15 protein-coding genes are annotated in these 21,371 nt (G+C 60.3%); 6 read left to right on the forward strand and 9 right to left on the reverse strand.

Annotation, left to right across the window (positions count from 1 at the left end):
• Positions 1 to 230 precede the first annotated feature (230 nt).
• A complete protein-coding gene (gene yjiA / locus HCF10_RS22590) occupies positions 231 to 1,190 on the forward strand; it encodes a GTPase (protein ID WP_131699342.1) in 960 nt (319 codons plus the stop codon).
• Between the two features lie 184 nt (positions 1,191 to 1,374).
• Here the strand turns inward: yjiA and glyA are convergent, their stop codons facing one another.
• Positions 1,375 to 2,628, reverse strand: a complete 1,254-nt coding sequence (gene glyA / locus HCF10_RS22595; RefSeq protein WP_053137906.1) for a serine hydroxymethyltransferase — start codon at positions 2,626 to 2,628, stop codon at positions 1,375 to 1,377.
• Positions 2,629 to 2,790: 162 nt separating this feature from the next.
• Positions 2,791 to 6,642: a bifunctional diguanylate cyclase/phosphodiesterase gene (locus HCF10_RS22600; RefSeq protein WP_272954120.1), complete on the reverse strand. Its 3,852-nt coding sequence runs from the start codon at positions 6,640 to 6,642 to the stop codon at positions 2,791 to 2,793.
• Between the two features lie 284 nt (positions 6,643 to 6,926).
• Here HCF10_RS22600 and ettA point away from each other — a divergent pair, with 284 nt between their 5' ends.
• Both ettA and gdhA read left to right on the forward strand, forming a co-directional pair.
• Positions 6,927 to 8,591, forward strand: a complete 1,665-nt coding sequence (ettA, locus tag HCF10_RS22605; protein WP_090399649.1) for an energy-dependent translational throttle protein EttA — start codon at positions 6,927 to 6,929, stop codon at positions 8,589 to 8,591.
• A 299-nt stretch (positions 8,592 to 8,890) separates the two neighbouring features.
• Positions 8,891 to 10,228 carry an NADP-specific glutamate dehydrogenase gene (gdhA, locus tag HCF10_RS22610; protein ID WP_167656448.1) on the forward strand — a complete coding sequence of 446 codons (1,338 nt, stop codon included), beginning with the start codon at positions 8,891 to 8,893 and terminating at the stop codon, positions 10,226 to 10,228.
• Here the strand turns inward: gdhA and HCF10_RS22615 are convergent.
• The 5 genes from HCF10_RS22615 to HCF10_RS22635 form a co-directional block, all read right to left on the reverse strand.
• Positions 10,225 to 10,722, reverse strand: coding sequence for a GreA/GreB family elongation factor (locus tag HCF10_RS22615; RefSeq protein ID WP_131699346.1), 498 nt, complete (start codon positions 10,720 to 10,722; stop codon positions 10,225 to 10,227). The genes gdhA and HCF10_RS22615 overlap by 4 nt on opposite strands.
• A gap of 70 nt (positions 10,723 to 10,792) precedes the next feature.
• The gene (locus HCF10_RS22620) at positions 10,793 to 11,149 is read right to left on the reverse strand and encodes a hypothetical protein (protein WP_131699347.1); all 357 of its coding nucleotides are present in this window, start codon (positions 11,147 to 11,149) and stop codon (positions 10,793 to 10,795) included.
• 147 nt (positions 11,150 to 11,296) lie between these two features.
• Complete coding sequence (locus tag HCF10_RS22625; RefSeq protein ID WP_131699348.1) at positions 11,297 to 11,602, reverse strand: chorismate mutase; 306 nt, start codon at positions 11,600 to 11,602, stop codon at positions 11,297 to 11,299.
• 48 nt (positions 11,603 to 11,650) lie between these two features.
• Positions 11,651 to 13,504 carry an Lnb N-terminal periplasmic domain-containing protein gene (locus HCF10_RS22630; RefSeq protein WP_131699349.1) on the reverse strand — a complete coding sequence of 618 codons (1,854 nt, stop codon included), beginning with the start codon at positions 13,502 to 13,504 and terminating at the stop codon, positions 11,651 to 11,653.
• Between the two features lie 91 nt (positions 13,505 to 13,595).
• Positions 13,596 to 14,084: a DUF3015 domain-containing protein gene (locus HCF10_RS22635; protein ID WP_027605327.1), complete on the reverse strand. Its 489-nt coding sequence runs from the start codon at positions 14,082 to 14,084 to the stop codon at positions 13,596 to 13,598.
• A gap of 267 nt (positions 14,085 to 14,351) precedes the next feature.
• On the opposite strand from HCF10_RS22635, the gene HCF10_RS22640 reads away from it, so the two are divergent.
• A complete protein-coding gene (locus tag HCF10_RS22640; protein WP_167656449.1) occupies positions 14,352 to 16,790 on the forward strand; it encodes a Lon protease family protein in 2,439 nt (812 codons plus the stop codon).
• A gap of 298 nt (positions 16,791 to 17,088) precedes the next feature.
• Positions 17,089 to 17,406, forward strand: a complete 318-nt coding sequence (locus HCF10_RS22645; protein ID WP_167656450.1) for a PA4575 family protein — start codon at positions 17,089 to 17,091, stop codon at positions 17,404 to 17,406.
• A 6-nt stretch (positions 17,407 to 17,412) separates the two neighbouring features.
• Here HCF10_RS22645 and HCF10_RS22650 read toward each other — a convergent pair whose 3' ends face one another.
• Positions 17,413 to 19,236 (reverse strand): hypothetical protein, encoded by a 1,824-nt coding sequence (locus HCF10_RS22650; protein WP_205885855.1) that lies wholly within the window; start codon positions 19,234 to 19,236, stop codon positions 17,413 to 17,415.
• Between the two features lie 164 nt (positions 19,237 to 19,400).
• On the opposite strand from HCF10_RS22650, the gene HCF10_RS22655 reads away from it, so the two are divergent.
• Positions 19,401 to 19,889 (forward strand): TIGR00645 family protein, encoded by a 489-nt coding sequence (locus HCF10_RS22655; RefSeq protein WP_017253710.1) that lies wholly within the window; start codon positions 19,401 to 19,403, stop codon positions 19,887 to 19,889.
• 14 nt (positions 19,890 to 19,903) lie between these two features.
• On the opposite strand, the gene HCF10_RS22660 is transcribed toward HCF10_RS22655, so the two are convergent.
• On the reverse strand, positions 19,904 to 21,343 hold the full coding sequence (locus HCF10_RS22660; RefSeq protein ID WP_131699352.1) for an ArnT family glycosyltransferase: 1,440 nt from the start codon (positions 21,341 to 21,343) through the stop codon (positions 19,904 to 19,906).
• Positions 21,344 to 21,371 lie beyond the last annotated feature (28 nt).

A 21,371-nucleotide genomic window follows, 5' to 3' on the forward strand; every position in this document is an offset into this window, starting at 1 on the left:
GATTTGTACCTGTGTGATTATCCCTTGGGGAGGCTTGGACGAGGTATGACCCGCGTCCAGGCCTCAAATGTGTAAACGATGTCCCCGGTTTCAGATGTAAACGATGTCTACGGTTCTACACCCCGATAGCGGTGTCTCAGTGACACATAAGTGCCTGACACACTGCTATCGGGGGCAAGCCCCCTCCCACATTTGTTTTGTGTTTCTTCAGTTAATAAGGAGAACTGTTTTTGTCCTCTCCCATTCCCGTCACCGTCCTCAGTGGCTTTCTCGGCGCCGGCAAGACCACCTTGCTGCGCCACCTGCTCAAAGCCGAGCACGGCCTTAAAATCGCCGTGATCGAAAACGAATTCAGCGATGCCGGTATCGACACCCAGTTGTTGGGCGAAGAACCGGTGCAAGTCATGACCCTGTCCAACGGCTGCGTGTGCTGCACCATCCACACCGACCTGACCAAGGCCCTCTATCTGCTGCTCGAACGCCTGGACAGCGGCGAGATCGCCTTCGACCGCCTGGTGATCGAGTGCACCGGCCTGGCCGATCCGGCACCGGTGGCCCAAACCTTTTTCATCGATGAGGAACTGCGCGAGCGCTACATCCTCGACGGCATCATCACCCTGGTGGACGCGGCCCACGCCGAGCACCACCTGACCCAGACCATCGCCCAGGCGCAGATCGGTTTTGCCGACCGGCTGCTGGTGAGCAAGCGTGACCTGGTGGACGACGCGACCTTCGAGGCACTCAGTGAACGCCTCACACGCATCAACCGTCGCGCGCCGATTCGCGTGGTCGAGCACGGCAAGATTGATTTGGCCGAACTGCTCGATGTGCGTGGTTTCAACCTTAATGCCGGCATGAGCTTGCGCCCGGTGAGCAAGGCGCCGTCCATCGACCGTATATCCAGCCTGGTGTTGCGCACCGACCAGCCGCTGGATATCGACCGCCTCAGTGAGTTCATGAACGAACTGCTGGAGGATCATGGCAAGCAGCTGCTGCGCTACAAAGGCGTGCTCAACATCGCCGGCGAAGACCGCCGCATGGTGTTTCAGGGCGTGCTCAAGCTCTATGGTTTCGACTGGGATACTGAGTGGGCCGAGGGTGAAGCGCGGGAGAGTGTGATCGTGTTTATTGCCGATGAGTTGCCGGAGGACAAAATCCGCGAAGGCTTTGCCAAAGTCTACCAACCCTGACGTGTGATGCAGTCAACTGTGGGAGGCGGCTTGCTCCCGATGGCGGTGGGTCAGTAAACCTATATGTGACTGACACAGTGCTATCGGGGGCAAGCTCCTCCCACACTTGGGCGCATTTCAAACTGGACAATTGGCATAAAAAAGCCCGGCTCAAGAGCCGGGCTTCTTAGTCAAGCAACTGCAATCAAGCGCCGTATACCGGCAGTTTTTTGCAGATGGCCTTGACCTTCTCACGTACCGCGTCGATCACGGCTTCGTTGTTCAGGTCTGCCAGGATGTCGCAGATCCAGCCGGCCAGTTCCTTGCACTCTGCTTCCTTGAAGCCACGAGTGGTCACAGCCGGGGTGCCGAAGCGCAGGCCCGAGGTGACGAACGGCGAACGTGGGTCGTTCGGCACGGAGTTTTTGTTCACGGTGATGAACGCTTTGCCCAGGGCAGCGTCAGCATCTTTACCGGAAATGTCCTGCTTGATCAGCGACAGCAGGAACAGGTGGTTTTCAGTACCGCCGGACACCACGTCGAAGCCGCGTTCGATGAACACGCTGGCCATGGTCTGGGCGTTTTTCACCACTTGTTGCTGGTAGGTCTTGAACTCAGGTTGCAGGGCTTCCTTGAAGCAGATCGCTTTAGCGGCGATCACGTGCTCCAGTGGGCCACCCTGGGCGCCCGGGAATACGGCGGAGTTCAGCTTTTTCTCGATCTCGGCGTTGGCGCGCGCCAGGATCAGGCCGCCACGTGGACCGCGCAGGGTCTTGTGGGTAGTGGTGGTGACCACGTCGGCGAAAGGTACCGGGTTCGGGTAGACGCCAGCGGCGACCAGACCGGCTACGTGAGCCATGTCGACGAACAGGTAGGCGCCAACCTTGTCGGCGATGGCGCGAAAGCGTGGGAAGTCCAGGATCTGCGAGTAGGCAGAGAAACCGGCCACGATCATTTTTGGCTTGTGCTCGACCGCCAGGCGCTCGACTTCGTCGTAGTCGATCAGGCCGTTGGCATCGATGCCGTATTGAACGGCGTTGTACAGCTTGCCGGAGGAGGAAACGCTGGCGCCGTGGGTCAGGTGACCGCCATGGGCCAGGCTCATGCCCAGGATGGTGTCGCCGCCTTGCAGCAGGGCCAGGTACACGGCGCTGTTGGCTTGGGAGCCGGCGTGTGGCTGGACGTTGGCGTAATCGGCGCCGAACAGTTCTTTTGCACGGTCGATGGCCAGTTGCTCAACCACGTCGACGTACTCGCAGCCACCGTAGTAGCGCTTGCCTGGGTAGCCTTCGGCGTACTTATTGGTCAGAACCGAACCTTGAGCCTCCATCACCGCAGGGCTGGTGTAGTTTTCCGAAGCGATCAGCTCAATGTGCTCTTCCTGGCGCACGGCTTCTTGCTCCATGGCGGCGAAGAGATCGGCGTCGTACTTGGCAATAGTCAAATCACGGCTGAACATGGCGGTCCTCAAGGATCGGGGGCAGAAAAGGAGGGCATTCTAACCCAATGGGTTTTAGATGGCATATGAAAGGACATCATGTCGCGGACAAGTGGGGCTCATCTCGGGATGGGTGGTGACTGTGCCGGCCTCATCGGGGGCAAGTGGCTTCACCACAAAATCTCAGTCGAACATGAAGAGGGCATCATTGCTGAACTGTGCCTCGAACCGATGTGCCGGCATCGGCCGCCCGAACAGATAACCCTGCACTTCATCGCAACCATGCTCGCGCAGGAAGTCCAATTGCTCATGGGTTTCCACACCTTCGGCGATCACCGCCAGGTTGAGGCTGTGGGCCATGGCGATAATGGCGCGGGCGATTTGCGCATCCTGCTCGCCGGATGGCAGGCCATCGACGAAGGTGCGGTCGATTTTCAGCACGTCGATGGGGAATTGCTTGAGGTAGTTGAGTGACGAATAACCCGTGCCGAAGTCGTCCACCGCAATGCTCAGGCCCAGGTTTTTCAGGCTGTCGAGGATATGCATGGCTTCGTTGACTTCGCGCATCAGGATACTTTCGGTCAGCTCCAGCTCCAGGCACGCCGGTGGCAGGCCAGTGTCCTTGAGGATGGTGGCGATGCGCGTGCCCAGCTGGCCGTCGGAGAACTGCCGCGCGGAGATGTTCACCGAGACTTTCGGCACCCGCACCTTGTTCTGGTGCCAGGTCTTGAGCTGGCGACAGGCTTCGCTGATCACCCAGTCGCCCACGTCCACCACCAGGCCCAACTCTTCGAGCACCGGAATGAAGTCCCCCGGCGGCACCAGTCCACGGCGTGGATGGCGCCAGCGCAGCAGCGCTTCGGCGCCGGTCAGGCGTTTGCCGTCGCCGCTGAACTGCGGCTGGTAATAAAGCACGAATTCGTCCTGCTCCAGCGCGTGGCGCAGGTCGCTTTCCAGCTCCAGGCGTTCCAGGGCGCTGGCGTTCATGTCGGCCTGGTAGAACTGGAAGTTGTTCTTGCCACGTTCCTTGGCGTGATACATCGCCGTGTCGGCGTTCTTCATCAGCTGGCTCAGCTCGTTGCCGTCCTGCGGGCTGAGAGCAATGCCGATACTGGCGGTCACAAAGAACTCGCGGCCCTCCAGCACAAACGGCTTCACCAGGCTGGCCAAAATCTGTTCGGCCACATGGATCGCGCGGTTCAGCGCCATTTCGCGGCTGACCCGCGGTTGCAGCAGCAAGGTGAACTCGTCGCCGCCCATGCGCGCCACGGTATCGTCTTCGGCGACGCAACCGAGCAGGCGGGTGGCCATTTCCTTGAGCATGCGGTCGCCGGCGGCGTGGCCCAGGGAGTCGTTGATCGGCTTGAAACGGTCGAGGTCGAGGAACATCAGCACCACCCACGACTTCTGCCGTTCGGCCGACTGCAACGCGGTGTGCAGGCGGTCCTGGAACAAGGTGCGGTTGGGCAGGTGGGTCAGGGCGTCGTAATAGGCCAGGCGGTGGATGCGCTGTTCGCTGGCCTTGCGTTCGCTGATATCGCTGAAGAAGCACACATAACTGGCCAGGTCGCCTTCATCGTCGAACACCGCCGTAATGCCGACCCAGGCCGGGTAATGCTCGCCGTTACGGCGCTTGAGCCACACTTCGCCTTCCCAGGTGCTGTGCTGGTGCAGTTGCTTGAGCACGTAGCGCAGGTGGGCTTCCTGTTGTTCGTCGACGGTGAGCATGTTCGGCAACTGGTCGAGTACATCACTCACCGCATAACCGCTGACCCGGCTGAACGCCTCGTTGGCCTGCACGATATAGCCGGCGGGGTCGGTGATCAGGATCGCCGACGTGGAGTGCTCGAATACGGTGGCGGCCATGCGCAGGTCTTTTTCGGCACGGCGTTGCTGGCTGATGTCGCGGCCCACGCCAAGGATGCCCTCGAAGGCGCCGTGCTCATCCCACACCAGCACCAGGCGCAGCTCGATCGGCACCTTGCGGCCATCGGCGCGCAGGCAGTCGAACAGGAACAATTGGGTCTGCACTTGATCGCGCAGTCTATTCAGCGCCTCGGGATCGCCCAGTGCGCGGCTGACCTGTTCCACCAGGCTATAGATGCCGGTCAGTTGCTGCGGGTTGGCGATGATCGACTGCCAGCCGTTCTTGAATACCCAGTCCACGTCGTAACCCAGCACGGCGTTGACCGACGGGCTGACGTAGTTCAGGGCCAGTTGGCTGTCGGTGGAGCAGATCACGTCGCTGATGCTTTCGGCCAGCATGCGGTAGCGCTGTTCGCTGTCGCGCAGGGACTCGCTGGCTTCGATCTGGTCGGTGATGTCCTTGGCCACACCGATGATTCGCGTGACTTGCGCCGTCTTGTCCCGCGCCAGGGCCTGCTCGCGAATATCAAAGCGCCGCCATTGGTTATTGCGATGGCGAAAGCGCAACTGGCAGTGCAGCTGCGTCGTGTAGCCGACCTGGCGTTGCTGTTGGCGCAGATCGTGGTAATGCTCGGCGTCTTCGGGGTGCAGCAGGATTTCCCAGAAATACTCGCCCATTTGATGCAGTTCGGCCTTGGTATAGCCGAGGGTGTGGCCCAGATGGTGGTTGCTGAAGATCATGCGCTGGCTGATCACATCCTGCACATACAGGTGGTCGGGCACGGTACGGACCACGTCCGACCAGAAGCTTTCACGTTCCACCAGCGACAGTTCGATCAGCTTGCGGCTGGTGATGTCGCTGATGCTGAGGATCACCGCCTTGAAGTCGTCCTGCTGTTCCGGCAGGCGCATCACCATCCAAAGGTACTGTTCGTTGCCGGCCACATCCTTGAGCTGGATTTCCAACTCAAGCTGACTCTGTTGGGTCAGGACCGCTTCGAGTATCTGATGACCGATGGACGTGGTGTTGCGCGGGCAATCATCGATCAGCCGCTCCCACGCTTCCTCGCAGGAGCTCACTCTGAGCAGGCTCACCGCCACCTGGTTGATCTCGGTGATGCGCAGTTCGGTGAGCAACTGCCGGCATTCCTCGGGGGAAGTTTGCAGCCAGGCGTGCAGTTGCTCGCGGGTCTGCAAGTGCACCTTGCCAAAGAATGCGTTCAGGCCCGACAAGTCAAGTACGCACAGCGCGACGCCGGTGCCTTCGAAAATATCCTGATACCGCCGCCGGCCTTCATGCACCTGGCGCTGGCGGCGACGCATATTCAGCAGCACGATCACGGGGATCAACGAGAAGGCCAGGCCCAGCAGGCATTTACCGATAAACGCCGGCAGCAATTGTTCCAGCACGGCTGCACGGTCGAACATCCCGCGCAACTGCCAGTCGCTTTTGCTCAAGGGCGTGACCAGCACGCTTTTATTCAGGTCATCCGGGGTCAGGGCGTCGCCCCATTGCGCCGGCATGCCACTGTCACGGCTGACCACACGGTGGTTCAGGCGGTTCTCGATGGCCCACATGGGGCGCTGGCCCTGGCTGTCCTGGCGGGTCAGGTTGACCAGGTAGTTGGGTGCCAGGCGCAGCGCCCAGTACATCTTTGAGCCACCGCTGGGCTGGTGCAGCAGCAGATAGATGAGGGTGCCGTCGTCGTTATTGCTCAGGTAGTAGGGTTGGCCGTGGCTGCGCTGCACCAGCTCTTCCAGCCAGGCGCTGTCCTGGCTGTCATTGGCGCTGTCGCTGATCATCGCGCCGCTGGGCGCGAGCAGGGCGATACTGCGCAGTTCCGGCAGCGAGCGCTGCAACGTGCGCGTCAGGGCCTGTTGCTGTTCGATGTCGCGCGGCGGTTCGACCATCGGTAGCAGGTTCAGGGCAATTTTTGCGCTCAGGGCCATGTTCAGGCTGATCTGTTCAGCCAGGTCGGCGCTGTAGTCGATGGTGTATTGCTGCTGGTTTTTCTGGTTTTGCTGCAGTTGGTCCAGCAGTTGCCAGAACAATAACGCGAGCAGCAGGAGGACAAGCGTCGCCAATGCGCCTTTGAGGGTGCCGTGCAGGGGCATTCCCGGCGCTACATGAGCGGCGCGCAAGGGAGTTGGCGGCGTGACTTTGGACAAGCTGTGATCCTGCGGTTTGGCTGGACTGGCGCGCGACGTGCACTATAAGCCGGACGCCCGAAGGGCGGCTAGCATGCCTTGACTTGTGGCAAAGTGCCAGCCCTGCTTGGCTGGACTGACCAAGCGCATTGAGGTAGCTTTGCCGGTTACGCGGTGGCGTTCCAGCCCCAGATCTTCAGGCTTTTCCGCTCGCTGGCATTGATGATAGTCAACTGCCCGCGCGGCGCATGGCCTGGCACGGGCTTCGCCCGCTTAATTCATCAGTCACAGACGCTAGGTTCACCATGGCTCAATACGTCTTCACCATGCATCGGCTGGGAAAAGTTGTTCCGCCGAAGCGGGAAATCCTGAAAAATATTTCGCTGTCCTTTTTCCCCGGCGCCAAGATCGGCGTGCTCGGCCTCAACGGCTCGGGTAAGTCCACACTGCTGAAAATCATGGCTGGCGTCGATACCGAGTTCGAAGGCGAAGCCCGCCCGATGCCGGAACTGAACATCGGCTACCTGCCACAGGAGCCGATCCTGGACCCGACCAAGACCGTGCGTGAAGTGGTTGAGGAAGCCGTCAGCGTGATCAAGGACGCCCAGGCCCGCCTGGACGAGGTCTACGCCGCCTACGCCGAGCCGGATGCCGACTTCGACAAGCTGGCCGCCGAACAGGCCAAGCTTGAAGCGATCCTGCAGGCCGGCGACGGTCACAACCTGGAGCGCCAGCTGGAAGTCGCCGCCGATGCGCTGCGCCTGCCGGCCTGGGACGCCAAGGTCGAATTCCTCTCTGGTGGTGAGAAACGTCGCGTGGCCCTGTGCCGCCTGCTGCTGTCGGCTCCCGACATGCTGCTGCTCGACGAACCGACCAACCACTTGGACGCCGACTCCGTCGCCTGGCTGGAGCACTTCCTGCACGATTTCCCGGGCACCGTGGTTGCGATCACGCACGACCGCTACTTCCTGGACAACGTTGCCGGCTGGATCCTCGAGCTCGACCGCGGCGCCGGTATCCCTTACGAGGGCAACTACTCCGGTTGGCTGGAAGCCAAGTCCGACCGTCTGGCCGCCGAATCCAAGCAGCAATCGGCCCACGAAAAAGCCATGAAGGAAGAACTGGAGTGGGTGCGCAAAGGCGCCAAGGCCCGCCAGTCCAAATCCAAGGCACGTCTGCAACGCTTCGAAGAAATGCAGTCGCAGGAATTCCAGAAGCGCAGCGAAACCAACGAGATCTACATCCCGGCCGGTCCGCGCCTGGGTGACAAGGTCATCGAGTTCAAGAACGTTTCCAAGGGCTATGGCGACCGTGTGCTGATCGACAACCTGTCGTTCTCCATGCCAAAAGGCGCGATCGTCGGCGTTATCGGCGGTAACGGTGCGGGTAAATCCACCCTGTTCCGCATGCTGATGGGCAAGGAAACCCCGGACTCGGGCACCATCGAAGTCGGCGAAACCGTGCAGTTGGCCTGTGTGGACCAGAGCCGCGAAGACCTGGATGGCAGCAAGACGGTATTCCAGCAGATCTCCGACGGTTCCGACCAGATCCGTATCGGCAACTATGAAATCCCGTCGCGCACCTACGTCGGTCGTTTCAATTTCAAGGGCGGCGACCAGCAGAAGTTCGTCAAGGACCTGTCCGGTGGTGAGCGCGGTCGCTTGCACCTGGCCCTGACCCTGAAAGAGGGCGGCAACGTCCTGCTGCTCGACGAACCGTCCAACGACCTCGACGTTGAAACCCTGCGTTCCCTGGAAGAAGCCCTGCTGGACTTCCCGGGCGCCGCCATTGTGATCTCTCACGATCGGTGGTTCCTTGACCGCGTCGCGACCCACATCCTGGCGTACGAAGACGACTCCCAAGCCGTGTTCTTCGAAGGCAACTACACCGAGTACGAAGCCGACCGTAAAAAGCGTTTGGGCGAAGCTGCTGCTCAGCCGCACCGTGTACGGCACAAAAAACTGGCCTGATCCGGCCGGTTTGAAAAAAGCGGGGCCCTCGGGCTCCGCTTTTTTTTGCGCATTTTTCCCAACCCACACCGATCAAATGTGGGAGGGGGCTTGCTCCCGATGGCTATTTCATTGCTGGTGCATGGCCTGCCTTGGCAATCCCCTTTTAAGTGCGATAAATCCCTGTTTCCTGGGTTTATTTATATCTAATGCACCATTTAAATTCACAAAAGCGACATTTTGCCCTGTCACGGTGCGACATGAATTGATAAAGTCCGGCTCAATCTCATTTAAAAACAATCAATTTGCCGAGACTTTTCATGATCGAATCCGTCGAATCCTTCCTCGCCCGCCTGAAAAAACGCGACCCCGACCAGCCGGAATTCCATCAGGCCGTAGAAGAAGTCCTGCGCAGCCTGTGGCCGTTTCTTGAAGCCAATCCCCACTACCTGACATCGGGCATCCTGGAGCGCATCTGCGAGCCGGAACGCGCGATTACCTTTCGGGTGTCGTGGGTGGATGATCATGGCAAGGTCCAGGTCAACCGTGGCTTCCGTATCCAGATGAACAGCGCCATCGGCCCTTACAAGGGCGGCCTGCGTTTTCACCCGTCGGTAAACCTGGGGGTGCTGAAGTTTCTTGCCTTCGAGCAGACCTTCAAGAATTCCCTGACCTCGCTGCCCATGGGCGGCGGTAAAGGCGGCTCGGACTTTGATCCAAAAGGTAAGAGTGACGCCGAAGTCATGCGCTTCTGCCAGGCGTTCATGAGCGAACTGTACCGCCATATCGGCGCAGACGTGGACGTACCGGCCGGCGACATCGGCGTGGGCGCCCGTGAGATTGGCTTCCTGTTCGGCCAGTACAAGCGCCTGAGTAACCAATTCACCTCGGTGTTGACCGGCAAGGGCATGACCTACGGCGGCAGCCTGATCCGCCCGGAAGCCACCGGATTCGGGTGTGTGTACTTCGCCGAAGAGATGCTAAAGCGCGACGGTCAACGGGTAGAAGGCAAGCGCGTGGCGGTCTCTGGATCCGGCAACGTGGCCCAATACGCGGCGCGTAAGGTCATGGACCTGGGCGGCAAGGTGATCTCCTTGTCCGATTCCGAAGGCACGCTGTACGCCGAAAGCGGCTTGACCGAGGAGCAATGGTCGGCGCTGCTGGAGTTGAAAAATGTGCAACGTGGGCGCATCAGCGAACTGGCCGCGCGTTACGGCCTGGAGTTCCGCGCCGGTAAAACCCCTTGGGAACTGGCCTGCGATATTGCCCTGCCATGCGCTACCCAGAACGAACTCGACGCCGAAGCCGCCCGCACGCTGCTGCGCAACGGCTGCATCTGTGTGGCCGAAGGCGCCAACATGCCGACGACGCTTGAGGCTGTGGATATTTTTATCGAGGCGGGCATTCTGTTCGCGCCGGGCAAGGCATCGAATGCCGGCGGCGTCGCCGTGAGCGGCCTGGAGATGTCGCAGAACGCCATGCGCCTGCTGTGGACCGCCGGTGAAGTGGACAGCAAGCTGCACAACATCATGCAGTCGATCCACCATGCCTGCGTGCACTACGGCGAAGAGAACGGTCGGATCAACTACGTGAAGGGCGCGAACATTGCGGGCTTCGTGAAAGTTGCCGACGCGATGCTGGCGCAAGGCATCGTCTAAGCCTCGGCTTCGATGCGCAGCACTTCGATCAACTGATCGCCGACGGGGCGCTTCCACAGCACCTCGTCACCCACCTGGGCTCCCAGCAAGGCACGGCCCAGGGGCGAACCCCAGTTGATCAGGCCGGCGCCGGCATCGGCCTGGTCTTCGCCGACCAATTGGATGCGCTGCTGCTCGTCATGCTCATTGGCGAAGGTCACCCAACTGCCGATCTGCACCTTGTCGGTGGACGTAGCGGGCGCCACCACCTGGGCGCTCTGCACGCGCTGGTTGAAGTAGCGCAAATCCCGCTCGAGGTCGGCCTGGCGCTGTTTGTCGGCCTGTTCGCCCTTGGCGGATTCGGCGCTGTGCTCGGCCTGTAGTTGCGTAACCTTGGCCTGCAATTGCGCCAACCCCTGCGCGGTCAGGCGATTGGGCTGCTCACTGACCTGACGCTCCACCGGTTGATCGGCCTGGGCGGCGGCGTTGTCCTCATTTACAAAAGCTCGGCTCATGACGTTCTCCCTCTATGGAGCTTGGGCCATGTTCGCCGCGCTTTAGTTTCGATGGATGTCTGAAAGCGACCTATTGCGAGCGATAGGCCCGCGCAGCATCTCGGTTCTTCTCCTGCTGCCAGGCGCGCTCGCGGTCGTCCCAGTGGTCGTTCTTGTAGTCGCGCAACTCCTCGTTCTCGCGCATGGCCTTGCACTGGCGAAAACCATCCTCCCAGCCTGCGGCGTATTCCCGGTCTTTCAGGTAGCGGGGAACGTTCTTGCGAAACTCCCCAGTGATCACGCCAGCGGCCTGGCGACCGCTGCTGCAGCCATCATCAAAGCCATCGGCAAAGGCCGGTGGATAACCCTTGGCGAGCAACTCCTGATGAGTCGATTGGCAACCCGCCAGCCACACCACCGCACACAGCATTACTGCATACCGCCACATCGCTTGCTCCCTCGCCGCTTCACGGCTGATGGGGGAAGTCTAGATAGGGATTTGTCGGGGAGGCGTGAAAGGCGTGTGAGAAAGGTGTGGAGCGCGAGGAGATCGAGCGGTGGGCGCCGAAACCGTTGGCGCCCTCACCACAAGGGCCTATGTTGCCTGGTTGGTCGTCAGAGCCGCGTGTTCCGCCAATTCCTGCTGGATAAACGCCGCAATCATCGCGCGATAGACCTGCTCGGTCACCTCGGGGTTGGCGCCTACGGCTTCCGATAAACCCCGCACCTTGGCAATCACCTGCTCAACCCGCTGTGGGGCCTTGACGCCATCGGTGTCTTTTTTGAAGCGTGCCGCCTGGGAGACGTAGCGGCCGCGTTCGGCCAGCAGGGTGACGATTTGCTGATCGAGGCGGTCGATGTTGTTTCGAACTTCTTCAAGGGTGGTGCAGGTAACGGCCATGTCGAGTGAACTCCTGATTGTGCGGGCAATGCTGACAAAAGGTGTTAGTCAGTAGTGATACCACTTCACCTCAAGCATCACTTCATTCACCGGCGTCGACAAGTGGCTGTACTCGCGCTGTGCACTCAGGCGCAGGCCCAGGTTGCGGGACAGTTCCCACTGCTGGTTCAGGCTGAGGCTGCGCCGCACTTCACCATTGGTGAAGAAATCCCCTTTTGCTTCCAGGCTCAAATTGCCCAGTGGGTTTTTCCACAACACGCCGGTATTGAACCCGGCAGCGGGGGAGATGGCTTCGTTGAAGTCATTGTTGTGTTCCACGCGCACTGTGCCGAGGGCGAAGCCGAGCATGTCGTCGCTCAGTTGCCAGGTGCCGCCGGCGCCGCCGTTGACATGGGCGACCAGGGTTTCGTCGTCGTGTTTACCGGGTACGCGCTCCAGGCCGCCGGTGACTTGCCAGGACCACGGCTGCAGCAAGGCGTTGCGCGGGGTCAGGGAGCGGATGGTGGCCAGGTCCAGTTGCTGCAGTTGCCAGTGGTTACCTTCGTACTGGCGCAGTTTCATCTGCAGGATTTCGATCTGCGCGCCGAGGGGGAAGCCTTCGGCGTTGTCGTTGAGGTCGTGGTAGGCCATGCGCAGGCCATATTCGCCGAATGCCTTGTCGCCGCGTGTGCCGATGCCGGCTTGCCAGGTACGTGACTCATGGCCGTTTTCGGGCAGGCCGGGGGGCGTGATCTTCAGGTCGGGCGCGGGGTTCTGGTTGATCGCGCGCAGCAGCTCGAAGCTGCGTTGGGAGCGTGCGGTGTCGCGTTCCAGGCCGTTGGCGCGGTAGCGACCCAGGCGGTAGGCGGCGTCGATGATCAGGGCCTGGCGGTCGCGAGGCAACGCCTTGAAGGCAGGCGCCTGCAATTGCTGCTGGTCGTCGCTGACCTTCAGCACCCACTGTTGCTCATCGCTGTCCAGCGGCTTGGCGCGCTCCAGCAGCTCGCGCTCACGGGAAGGCCGGTAGTCGATCTTCTCGACCAGACCGGCCTCTTTCACTGCCTTGACCGTGTCGGTGGGGATGGCGGTAAGCGGGAATTGTTCGGTCAGGCGCAGGCCGGGGCGGGCCACTTGCAACAGTTCCAACAGGCGATAGGAGCAGTTTTCATCGAAGAAGAAGTAGTCGAACTGGATCTGCTTGAGCTCCCACACGTGCTCGACCATGCGCTCGGTCTCGACCTGGGTGAGGTTGAGGCGGTATTCCCACAGGTCACGGTTTTCGAGGCTGCGGTATTCCGAGAGTTTTTCCTGGTAGGGCACCAGGGCGAACAGGCCGGGGTAGCCGCCCATCAGGCCTTTCCAGGCATACAGGATGCTGTTGTCCGAGCCTTCGATATAGGCGCCGAAGTTGATCGCGTAGCTGAGCAGCGCGGTCTTGTTGCTCTGCACGTCGGCCTGGTCGATACGCAGCAGGGTATGGCCGAACATCGAGGACGGGCTGTTGAGGTAGGCCGCCGGGAAGATCATGACCGCGCTATGGGGCGCGACGTCCTTGAACCACTGCTTGAATTCCTTGCAGTCCACAGCGGGCAAGTCAGTGAGGTGCAACTGATCCTTGAGCCAGCGGGTACGTGCGGGATAAACGCATTGGGCGTGTTTTTCACCCAGGCTGGCCGGAGCGTAAAGCGCGTCGACGGTGGCCTTGAGTTCTGCATCCGGGTGGTGGGCGCCATCGGCTGCGAGGAAGAATTTCTTTTCACTGACATAACTGCGCCAGCCACTGATTTTGCCGGCTTCGTAATGGCCTAAAGAGAGCCAGAACGGATCATTGGCCAATTGCTGCAAACGTTGATCATCAAGGTGCGGTGCCGCGTGCAGCGGGGCGCAGGCGAGGAGTGCCATCCAGGCAAAGCGTTTGAGCATAAGGGCAACTTAAGTCGGAAATTAGAGAGACCCAAAGGGAGGCGGGTCCAAAAATAAAACCCGCGCCTGGGGAGGCGCGGGCAGGTCGAGCTTAAGCCTGGGTAGCGTATTTCGCCAGACGGGCATCGCCTTTCAGTACAGCCAGGGTGTTGTTGTGCACGTCTTCAGCGGTCACATCGGCCTTGCTGAAGATTTGCTGGAAGTGCTCGTGAGCCACAGCCGCGAAGTGCTCGCGATCTTCCGGAGCAACGCCCAGTACCACGGCGTAGGTGGTCAGTGCTTCACCATTGCCCTTGGCCATGTCTTCGGACAGCTCGTTCATCATGCCATTCATGGCAATCCAGGACTTGCCGCCGTAGGTCAGCGCGCTGTTGGTGCTGCAGCCGTTGGTGCCCGAGGTCATGCCGAAGGTGGCGTTACCCGAAGTACCGTTGGTGGTGGAAGCCAGGAAGTGCGCCGGAGTACCGCGCTGGCCTTCGAACAACATGTTGCCCCAACCGCAGTTCGGGCCGCCTGGTGCTTCAGCCATTGCATTGAGGGAGACGACGGTGAAGAGAGTACCGAGAAGGATCCGTTTCATAGCTTTGTTCTCTTTGTGTGCAAACCAATGGACAAGGGTTCAGGCACTTCATAGCGCCCCTGGGATCGGTTATTAGTCCAACCCGCGCAGTTTGGAGTTTAGGCACGTTCCAAGGGTTCCGTGTGTTTTTATAAAACAATCAGCAATGTCGCGTTTTTTTTGTAGGGTATGTTCCGTGTCTATGCTTTCCCTACGGCTCGCCTTGCCAGAGCGCGCAACGGAGAGCCAGAATGCCGTCATCTGCCCCGCCTGATGTAAGGAAGCCCGATGCCTGATCCTGTTGCTGCCAGCTTGCGTCTAGCGCCCGAAGCGCTGACTCGCCCTTTCTCCGCTGAACAGTTCAGCTTCTCGACCACCAATGATCTGGAGCCCTTTCGCGGTGTGCTTGGCCAGGAACGCGCGGTTGAAGCGTTGCAGTTCGGTGTGGCCATGCCACGCCCCGGTTACAACGTATTTGTCATGGGCGAGCCGGGCACCGGCCGCTTTTCGTTCGTCAAACGCTACCTGAAGGCCGAAGGCAAGCGCCTGCAGACCCCGGCGGACTGGGTCTATGTGAATAATTTTGACGAGCCTCGCGAACCCCGCGCCCTGGAATTGCCAGGCGGTGCGGCAGCGGCGTTCATTGCCGACATCAATGGGCTGGTCGACAACCTCGTCGCGACCTTCCCTGCGGTGTTTGAGCACCCTACTTATCAACAGCGCAAAAGTGCCATCGACCGCGCCTTCAATCAGCGTTACGACAAGGCCCTGGACGTAATCGAACGCCTGGCGTTGGAAAAGGATGTGGCGCTGTACCGCGACAGTTCAAACATCGCCTTCACCCCGATGCTCGACGGCAAGGCCCTGGATGAGGCCGAGTTCTCGCAGCTGCCGGAAGTGGATCGCGAGCGTTTCCACACGGATATTTCCGAGCTGGAAGAACGCCTCAACGAGGAGTTGGCCAGCCTGCCCCAGTGGAAGCGCGAGTCCAATAACCAACTGCGTCAGTTCAACGAAGAAACCATCACCCTGGCCCTGCAACCTTTGCTCGCACCGCTGTCGGAAAAGTACGCGGAAAACGCCGGTGTCTGCGGTTACCTGCAGGCCATGCAGGTGTATCTGCTGAAAACCGTGGTGGAACAATTGGTGGACGACGCCAAGACCGACGCCCAGGCCCGCAAGCTGCTCGAAGAGCAATACTGCCCGAGCCTGGTGGTGGGCCATGCGGTCAACGGTGGCGCGCCGGTGGTGTTTGAACCGCACCCAACCTACGACAACCTGTTCGGCCGTATCGAATACAGCACCGACCAGGGCGCGCTGTACACCACCTATCGCCAGTTACGCCCGGGGGCGTTGCACCGTGCCAACGGCGGCTTTTTGATTCTTGAAGCCGAGAAGATGCTCAGTGAGCCGTTTGTATGGGACGCCCTCAAGCGTTCCCTGCAGTCGCGCAAGCTGAAGATGGAATCGCCCCTGGGCGAACTGGGCCGCCTGGCTACCGTTACCCTCAACCCGCAGATGATCCCATTGCAGGTCAAGGTAATCATCATCGGTTCGCGCCAGTTGTATTACGCGCTGCAGGACGCCGATCCGGACTTCCAGGAGATGTTCCGGGTGCTGGTGGATTTCGACGAAGACATCCCGATGGTGGACGAGAGCCTGGAGCAGTTCGCCCAGTTGCTCAAAACCCGCACTTCGGAAGAAGGCATGGCGCCGCTGACCTCTGACGCGGTGGCGCGCCTGGCCACCTACAGCGCACGGCTGGCAGAGCACCAGGGCCGTCTGTCGGCGCGTATCGGGGATTTGTTCCAGCTGGTGAGTGAGGCGGATTTTATCCGTCACCTGGCAGGCGATGAAATGACCGATGCTGGCCATATCGAGCGTGCACTGAAGGCCAAGGCCACGCGTACCGGGCGTGTGTCGGCGCGGATTCTCGACGACATGCTCGCCGGGGTAATCCTGATCGACACCGCCGGCGCGGCGGTCGGCAAGTGCAACGGGCTGACGGTGCTGGAGGTCGGTGACTCGGCGTTCGGTGTGCCGGCGCGGATTTCCGCCACGGTGTACCCGGGCGGCAGCGGCATTGTCGACATCGAGCGTGAAGTTAACCTCGGGCAGCCGATTCACTCCAAGGGCGTGATGATCCTCACCGGTTACCTGGGCAGCCGCTATGCCCAGGAGTTCCCGCTGGCGATCTCGGCGAGTATCGCGCTGGAACAGTCCTACGGTTACGTGGACGGTGACAGCGCGTCTCTGGGCGAGGCGTGCACCTTGATCTCGGCCTTATCGAAGACGCCACTCAAGCAGTGTTTTGCCATCACCGGTTCGATCAACCAGTTTGGTGAAGTGCAGGCCGTGGGCGGGGTCAACGAGAAGATCGAAGGTTTCTTCCGCCTGTGCGAAGCCCGCGGTTTGACCGGTGAGCAAGGGGCGATCATTCCCCAGGCCAACGTTGCCACATTGATGCTGGATGAGAAGGTGTTGCAGGCCGTGCGCGCCGGGCAATTCCATATCTATGCGGTGCGTCAGGCGGATGAGGCGTTGAGCCTGCTGGTGGGCGAGGATGCCGGTGAGCCGGACGCCGAGGGCCAGTTCCCGGAGGGCACCGTCAATGCCCGCGTGGTCGAGCGCTTGCGCGCGATTGCCGAGATGATCAGCGAGGAAGACCTGAAGGAAGCGGAGAAGGAGCTGGCGCAGCAGGCGCTGGCCGAAGCCAAGCCCACCTGAGTTCTGAGGCCAGGCCGGATCAAAAATATGGGAGGGGGCTTGCTCCCGATTGCGATAGGTCAGTCATGTAGATGTCGACTGACACACTGCATCGGGAGCAAGCCCCCTCCCACATTTGGATCTGGTTGCGTCACTAAATTGACTTCCTTCTGGGGGACTAATGTCCGTTGGTCCCTACAGCCTTGGTTTGTCGTGTTTTTCTTCTATTCTGAGCGTAGGGATATCCACAGGAGTCGCTGGATAGAAACAGCCTCGCCATAGGTTGAGGTTGAACACCGATCTACCGAGGGTCGCCGCCATGCCGCGCAACCTTTGCCTTACCCGCCAGTGCTTCGGCCTGGTTACCCGCATCGAATGTTCCATTCGCCCTCTCGCGGGGGATAACGGGATGTGGACATTGTTGTTTGCCGCTGGAATGACCGGCGAACAACCTTCCACGATCAAATCCCAGGGTCCGTTTCATGGGCCCTTCGTGGCAGAAACCATGCTGCAATCGATCGTCGAAAGCCTGACCCTGCACGGCTATGAGCTGGCGGGTGACCCGCAGATCTGGTGTCTGCACATGCAGGCCCATCTCCGCCAGCTCAATGGCAGCCATGAGCAACTGGCGCTGTAGGCGCGTTTATTTGCCCTCGGGCTTGTCCAATTTGACCTCAAAGCCGTATTGCACGGTACTGAGGTCGGTGCGCTGGTAGCTTTCCAGTGCCGTCGGCTGGCCGTAGAAATAATGCACGTCAAACAAGGCTGTGCCGTATTCCTCGGCGCGGTGGCTGACGCCGAGGATTTCCTTGAGGTAGTTGCCGCTGGCGTCCTTGGCGTAGAAGCGCCAGCTGTCGGCAGGGAATTCCTTTTGGTCGACGATCAGTGCGTTGTCCTTGAGCGACAACCCCTTAGGCAGCTTGGCCGCATCGATGTCGCCTTTCTCGATAGTCGCCAGGAACAACGGGATCGAACCCACGACAAACGCCGGGTTTTCCGGGAACAGGTTGAGGTCGTAGGTGAGAGTGCCGCGGGCCGGGTTCAATTCATACGCCTCGGTCGGCAGTTCAATAGGCTCGCCGCGTTCACCTTTCTCGTCGGCAGTGAAGAACGTCACCGGTGATTCGCTGCTGTTGCGCTCGCTGCCCACCAGGTCGTCATTGAAGGTGAATGGGTGGTCGAACACGATATGGGCGGCGCTGGCATCTTCGACGGACTGGCTGATGGTGACGCTCTTCTTCAGTTGTTCCTCGGTCAACGATGCGTCCTTGAGCCAGCTGGCGGCGCCGTCGTCATACACGGTGACCGGCATGGGCAGGGCTTGTACGGTCTTTTCCAGGCTGTTCTTGTCGAAGCGCAGGACCGGCAGGTCGAGGTCCTTGCGGGTGACCGTGGCCGTGGAGAAATCCAGCACGTTGATCTGCAGGGTGTCGATCAGGCCATTGAAATAGACCTTGGCGTAATGGCTGCTCTGCTTGTGTTCGAAGGCTTTCTGCTCATCGACCAGTTGCTTTTCAAATGCGTCGGACCAGGCCTTCTGTTTTTGCATCTCGGCCAATTGCTTCTGGTAGAACTCGACTTGCGCGCTGCTTTCGTTGATCGAACCCGAGCGTGTGAGGAATTGCCCGGTGCTGTCCCGCGCCTGTACCAGCAAGGGGTTAGGCGATTCGTCACCCACTTCCGGTGCCAGCGGTTGGCTGTTGGTCAGTTCGATTTCGGCGTAGTTCTTTTCCAGGAGCAGCAGGTTGACGGTGATATTGCCTTCGGTGCGTTTGTGGCCCACGTCCTTTTTCGACAAATCGAAAGTCAGCGCTTTGCCCGGTGCGATCACTTCTACCGTGCCCTTGAGGCGGACGGGTTGCGGCTGGCTTTTGTTTTCCGTCTCGATGCCATCGATGAACGGATAGGTGACCGTCAGGTCATCCGGGTTGGTCAGGTTGGAGCTGCTGGGGCTCAACTGGATGCCGGGATCAGTTTCCGACCATTCCGGCTGGAACGGCACGATCTTGTTGTTGCTCAAGGTGACGGATTGCCATTCCAGGCCGTGGGGGAAGGGGAACTGGTCTGGCACATTGAAGTTGAACGGGAAGACCGGCTGCAGGTCGGTCAGGTAGTCCGAATGTGAGGCTTTGCGCAGTACGAACAAGCCATTGATGTAGGTGTCCACCAGCCCTTGCGGCGTGGGGTAGTGCTTGAGCAGGGCGAGGGTGTCTTCGCCGTATTCGGCTTCTATGGGCTTGGTGGCCAGCTTGACCCGCGCCCGTTCCAGCAGCAGCAGCGAGCCGCCGAGGTCGGCAATGGCGTCGCGCAGTTTCGGATCCTGGATGCTGTCGAGGGAATGTTCGAACTTTGCGGTTTTCTCTTCGAGGGTGGCCTGTTTCTGTTCATCGCTTGGGGAACAGCCGCCGGCCAGTAACAATGCGGCGCATAGGCCAACGCTGGCCAAAGGGGATCGCACATCCATCATCTGAGTTTTTTCCTGTCCGACGTCATCGAGCCGAGTTATTGGGCTCGACACTAGCAGAAAAATTCTCTTACAGATGCCGCCCAGGTCAGTTTTCTCGTGGTTACAGGTGTCTTATAGCGGCTGGTATACTCGCCGCCATTTCTAGCCATGCTGTGTGAGATCCAATGGAACGCTTTATCGAAAATGCTATGTACGCCTCGCGCTGGCTGCTGGCGCCGATCTATTTCGGCCTGTCCCTCGGGTTGCTGGCGCTGGCGCTGAAATTCTTCCAGGAAGTGATTCACCTGCTGCCGAGCGTGTTCTCGATGGCCGAGTCCGAGTTGATCCTGGTGCTGCTGTCGTTGATCGACATGGCCCTGGTCGGCGGCTTGCTGGTGATGGTGATGATTTCCGGCTACGAGAACTTCGTCTCGCAGCTGGATATCGATGAAAACAAGGAAAAGCTCAACTGGCTGGGCACCATGGACTCTTCGTCGCTGAAGATGAAAGTGGCGGCCTCCATCGTGGCGATTTCCTCCATCCACTTGCTGCGCATCTTCATGGACGCCAAGAACGTCGATCCGCAACACCTGATGTGGTACGTGATCATTCACATGACCTTCGTGATCTCTGCGTTCGCCATGGGTTACCTGGACAAGGTCACCAAACACTGATGCCCGCGCCGGCCTTACTGCTCGATGAAGTAGTAGGGCTGGCGGTTGATTGCCATCTCCTTGATCACCGTGACCTTGGCGGTCAAGTCGTTGGTATGGTCCAGCAGCGCAACGTTGCCGGGCTTGGCCGCGAGGTAGCGGTGCAGGTCGGGTTCCGTCTGCAGGATCTTCAGGTACCCCTTCATATAGAACACGCCGGCCCCCGCGATCCGCTCGTTGGGCTGGAACAGCGCGACTTCCTTGCCTTGCGCCTGCAGCGCCTGGACCTGACTGATCACCGGTACGAATGACTGGCGCGCATCAGCTTTTGGCGCGAACCAGAATGCGGTCACCAGATAGCAGGCGATCAGCAGGCTGAAGACACCGCCGATCACGTGCCGGTGGTAGCGGTACAACGCCGGCTTGTGATCCTTGAGCCATTCCAGCAACACCCGGGCATATTCTGCGGCCAGTACAGCGGCGGCGGGTGTCAGGGTCATCAGATAAACCGTGCGCTTGCTTGAGGCCAGCGTCAGCAGGGTGAACTGCGCCACCAGCCATACGCTGAAAAACAGGCGATAGCGGTTGCGCACCAGGCTTCTACGGAAATGCCACAGGCCCAGGTACACCAGGATGTTCCACGGCAGGAAGGCCTCGGGCAGCTTGGCGATGTAGTAGTAGAACGGTTCGTAGTGCCCGGCCTCCACAAACGAGCCGCTGAAGCGCCCGACGCTGTTGGTCCACAGCACTTCGCCCACGGCCTGCATTCCGCCGCGTTGGAACAGGAAGCCCAGCCAGATCATCAGCGGCACCAATGCCAGCAGGGTGAACAGCGCTGGCTTGAGCCAGTCGGCGATGCGCAGGCGCTTGTCCATCAGGCTGGTGCTGGCCAGGTACACAAAGATCACGATGCCCGGCATCGCCAGGCCCAGTACGCCTTTGCTCAAGGTGGCGATCGCCATCCCGGCGGTAAACAGCGCCCAGGCCCAGGTCGTGGAGCCTTGGCGCTCGGACTCAGGCCGCATCGCCTGGTAGAACGCCAGCAGCGCGGTGGTCACGCCGAGGCTGAGCAGTGAGTCTTCCCCCACGCCGCGCACATTGCTCCAGTAGCTGGCCATGGTCGCCAGGATCAGCGCCGCGCTGAAGGCCAATGTTTTCGGGCGCCCGAACCGGCGCAGCATTCCATAGAACAGCATCACGCTGAACAGACCGGCAAATGCCGAGGCCAGGCGTACCGCCCCAGGCGTGCCACCGAACAGGCGAATCGCTCCGGCGTCCAGCCACAGGCTCAGGGGCGGTTTTTCCAGGAAGGGTTCACGAAACAGTTGCGGCACGACCCAATCATTGTCCAGGTGCATGGCCATGGCGATCCCCGCGACGCGGGCTTCGGTGGAGCCTTGCAGTTCGTGGTTTCCCAGGGCAAAGAAGAACAGCAGACCAGCAAGCAGGAGCAGCAGGGGAGCGGGGCGCGTCATGGGTTGTGGCTACCGGGGCAGGGGACCG

Origin of the sequence: Pseudomonas sp. B14(2022), assembly GCF_012030485.1 — a bacterium.
GTDB lineage: Bacteria > Pseudomonadota > Gammaproteobacteria > Pseudomonadales > Pseudomonadaceae > Aquipseudomonas.

What these genes read in the sequence shown, in the direction of transcription:
- HCF10_RS22660 (WP_131699352.1), bottom strand. Translation starts at nt 21,343, where the DNA reads ATGACGCGCCCCGCTCCCCTGCTGCTCCTGCTTGCTGGTCTGCTGTTC.
- HCF10_RS22625 (WP_131699348.1), bottom strand. Translation starts at nt 11,602, where the DNA reads ATGGCCGTTACCTGCACCACCCTTGAAGAAGTTCGAAACAACATCGAC.
- gdhA (WP_167656448.1), top strand. Translation starts at nt 8,891, where the DNA reads ATGATCGAATCCGTCGAATCCTTCCTCGCCCGCCTGAAAAAACGCGAC.
- HCF10_RS22640 (WP_167656449.1), top strand. Translation starts at nt 14,352, where the DNA reads ATGCCTGATCCTGTTGCTGCCAGCTTGCGTCTAGCGCCCGAAGCGCTG.
- HCF10_RS22615 (WP_131699346.1), bottom strand. Translation starts at nt 10,722, where the DNA reads ATGAGCCGAGCTTTTGTAAATGAGGACAACGCCGCCGCCCAGGCCGAT.
- HCF10_RS22645 (WP_167656450.1), top strand. Translation starts at nt 17,089, where the DNA reads ATGCCGCGCAACCTTTGCCTTACCCGCCAGTGCTTCGGCCTGGTTACC.
- HCF10_RS22655 (WP_017253710.1), top strand. Translation starts at nt 19,401, where the DNA reads ATGGAACGCTTTATCGAAAATGCTATGTACGCCTCGCGCTGGCTGCTG.
- ettA (WP_090399649.1), top strand. Translation starts at nt 6,927, where the DNA reads ATGGCTCAATACGTCTTCACCATGCATCGGCTGGGAAAAGTTGTTCCG.
- HCF10_RS22620 (WP_131699347.1), bottom strand. Translation starts at nt 11,149, where the DNA reads ATGTGGCGGTATGCAGTAATGCTGTGTGCGGTGGTGTGGCTGGCGGGT.
- glyA (WP_053137906.1), bottom strand. Translation starts at nt 2,628, where the DNA reads ATGTTCAGCCGTGATTTGACTATTGCCAAGTACGACGCCGATCTCTTC.
- HCF10_RS22630 (WP_131699349.1), bottom strand. Translation starts at nt 13,504, where the DNA reads ATGCTCAAACGCTTTGCCTGGATGGCACTCCTCGCCTGCGCCCCGCTG.
- HCF10_RS22635 (WP_027605327.1), bottom strand. Translation starts at nt 14,084, where the DNA reads ATGAAACGGATCCTTCTCGGTACTCTCTTCACCGTCGTCTCCCTCAAT.
- HCF10_RS22650 (WP_205885855.1), bottom strand. Translation starts at nt 19,236, where the DNA reads ATGATGGATGTGCGATCCCCTTTGGCCAGCGTTGGCCTATGCGCCGCA.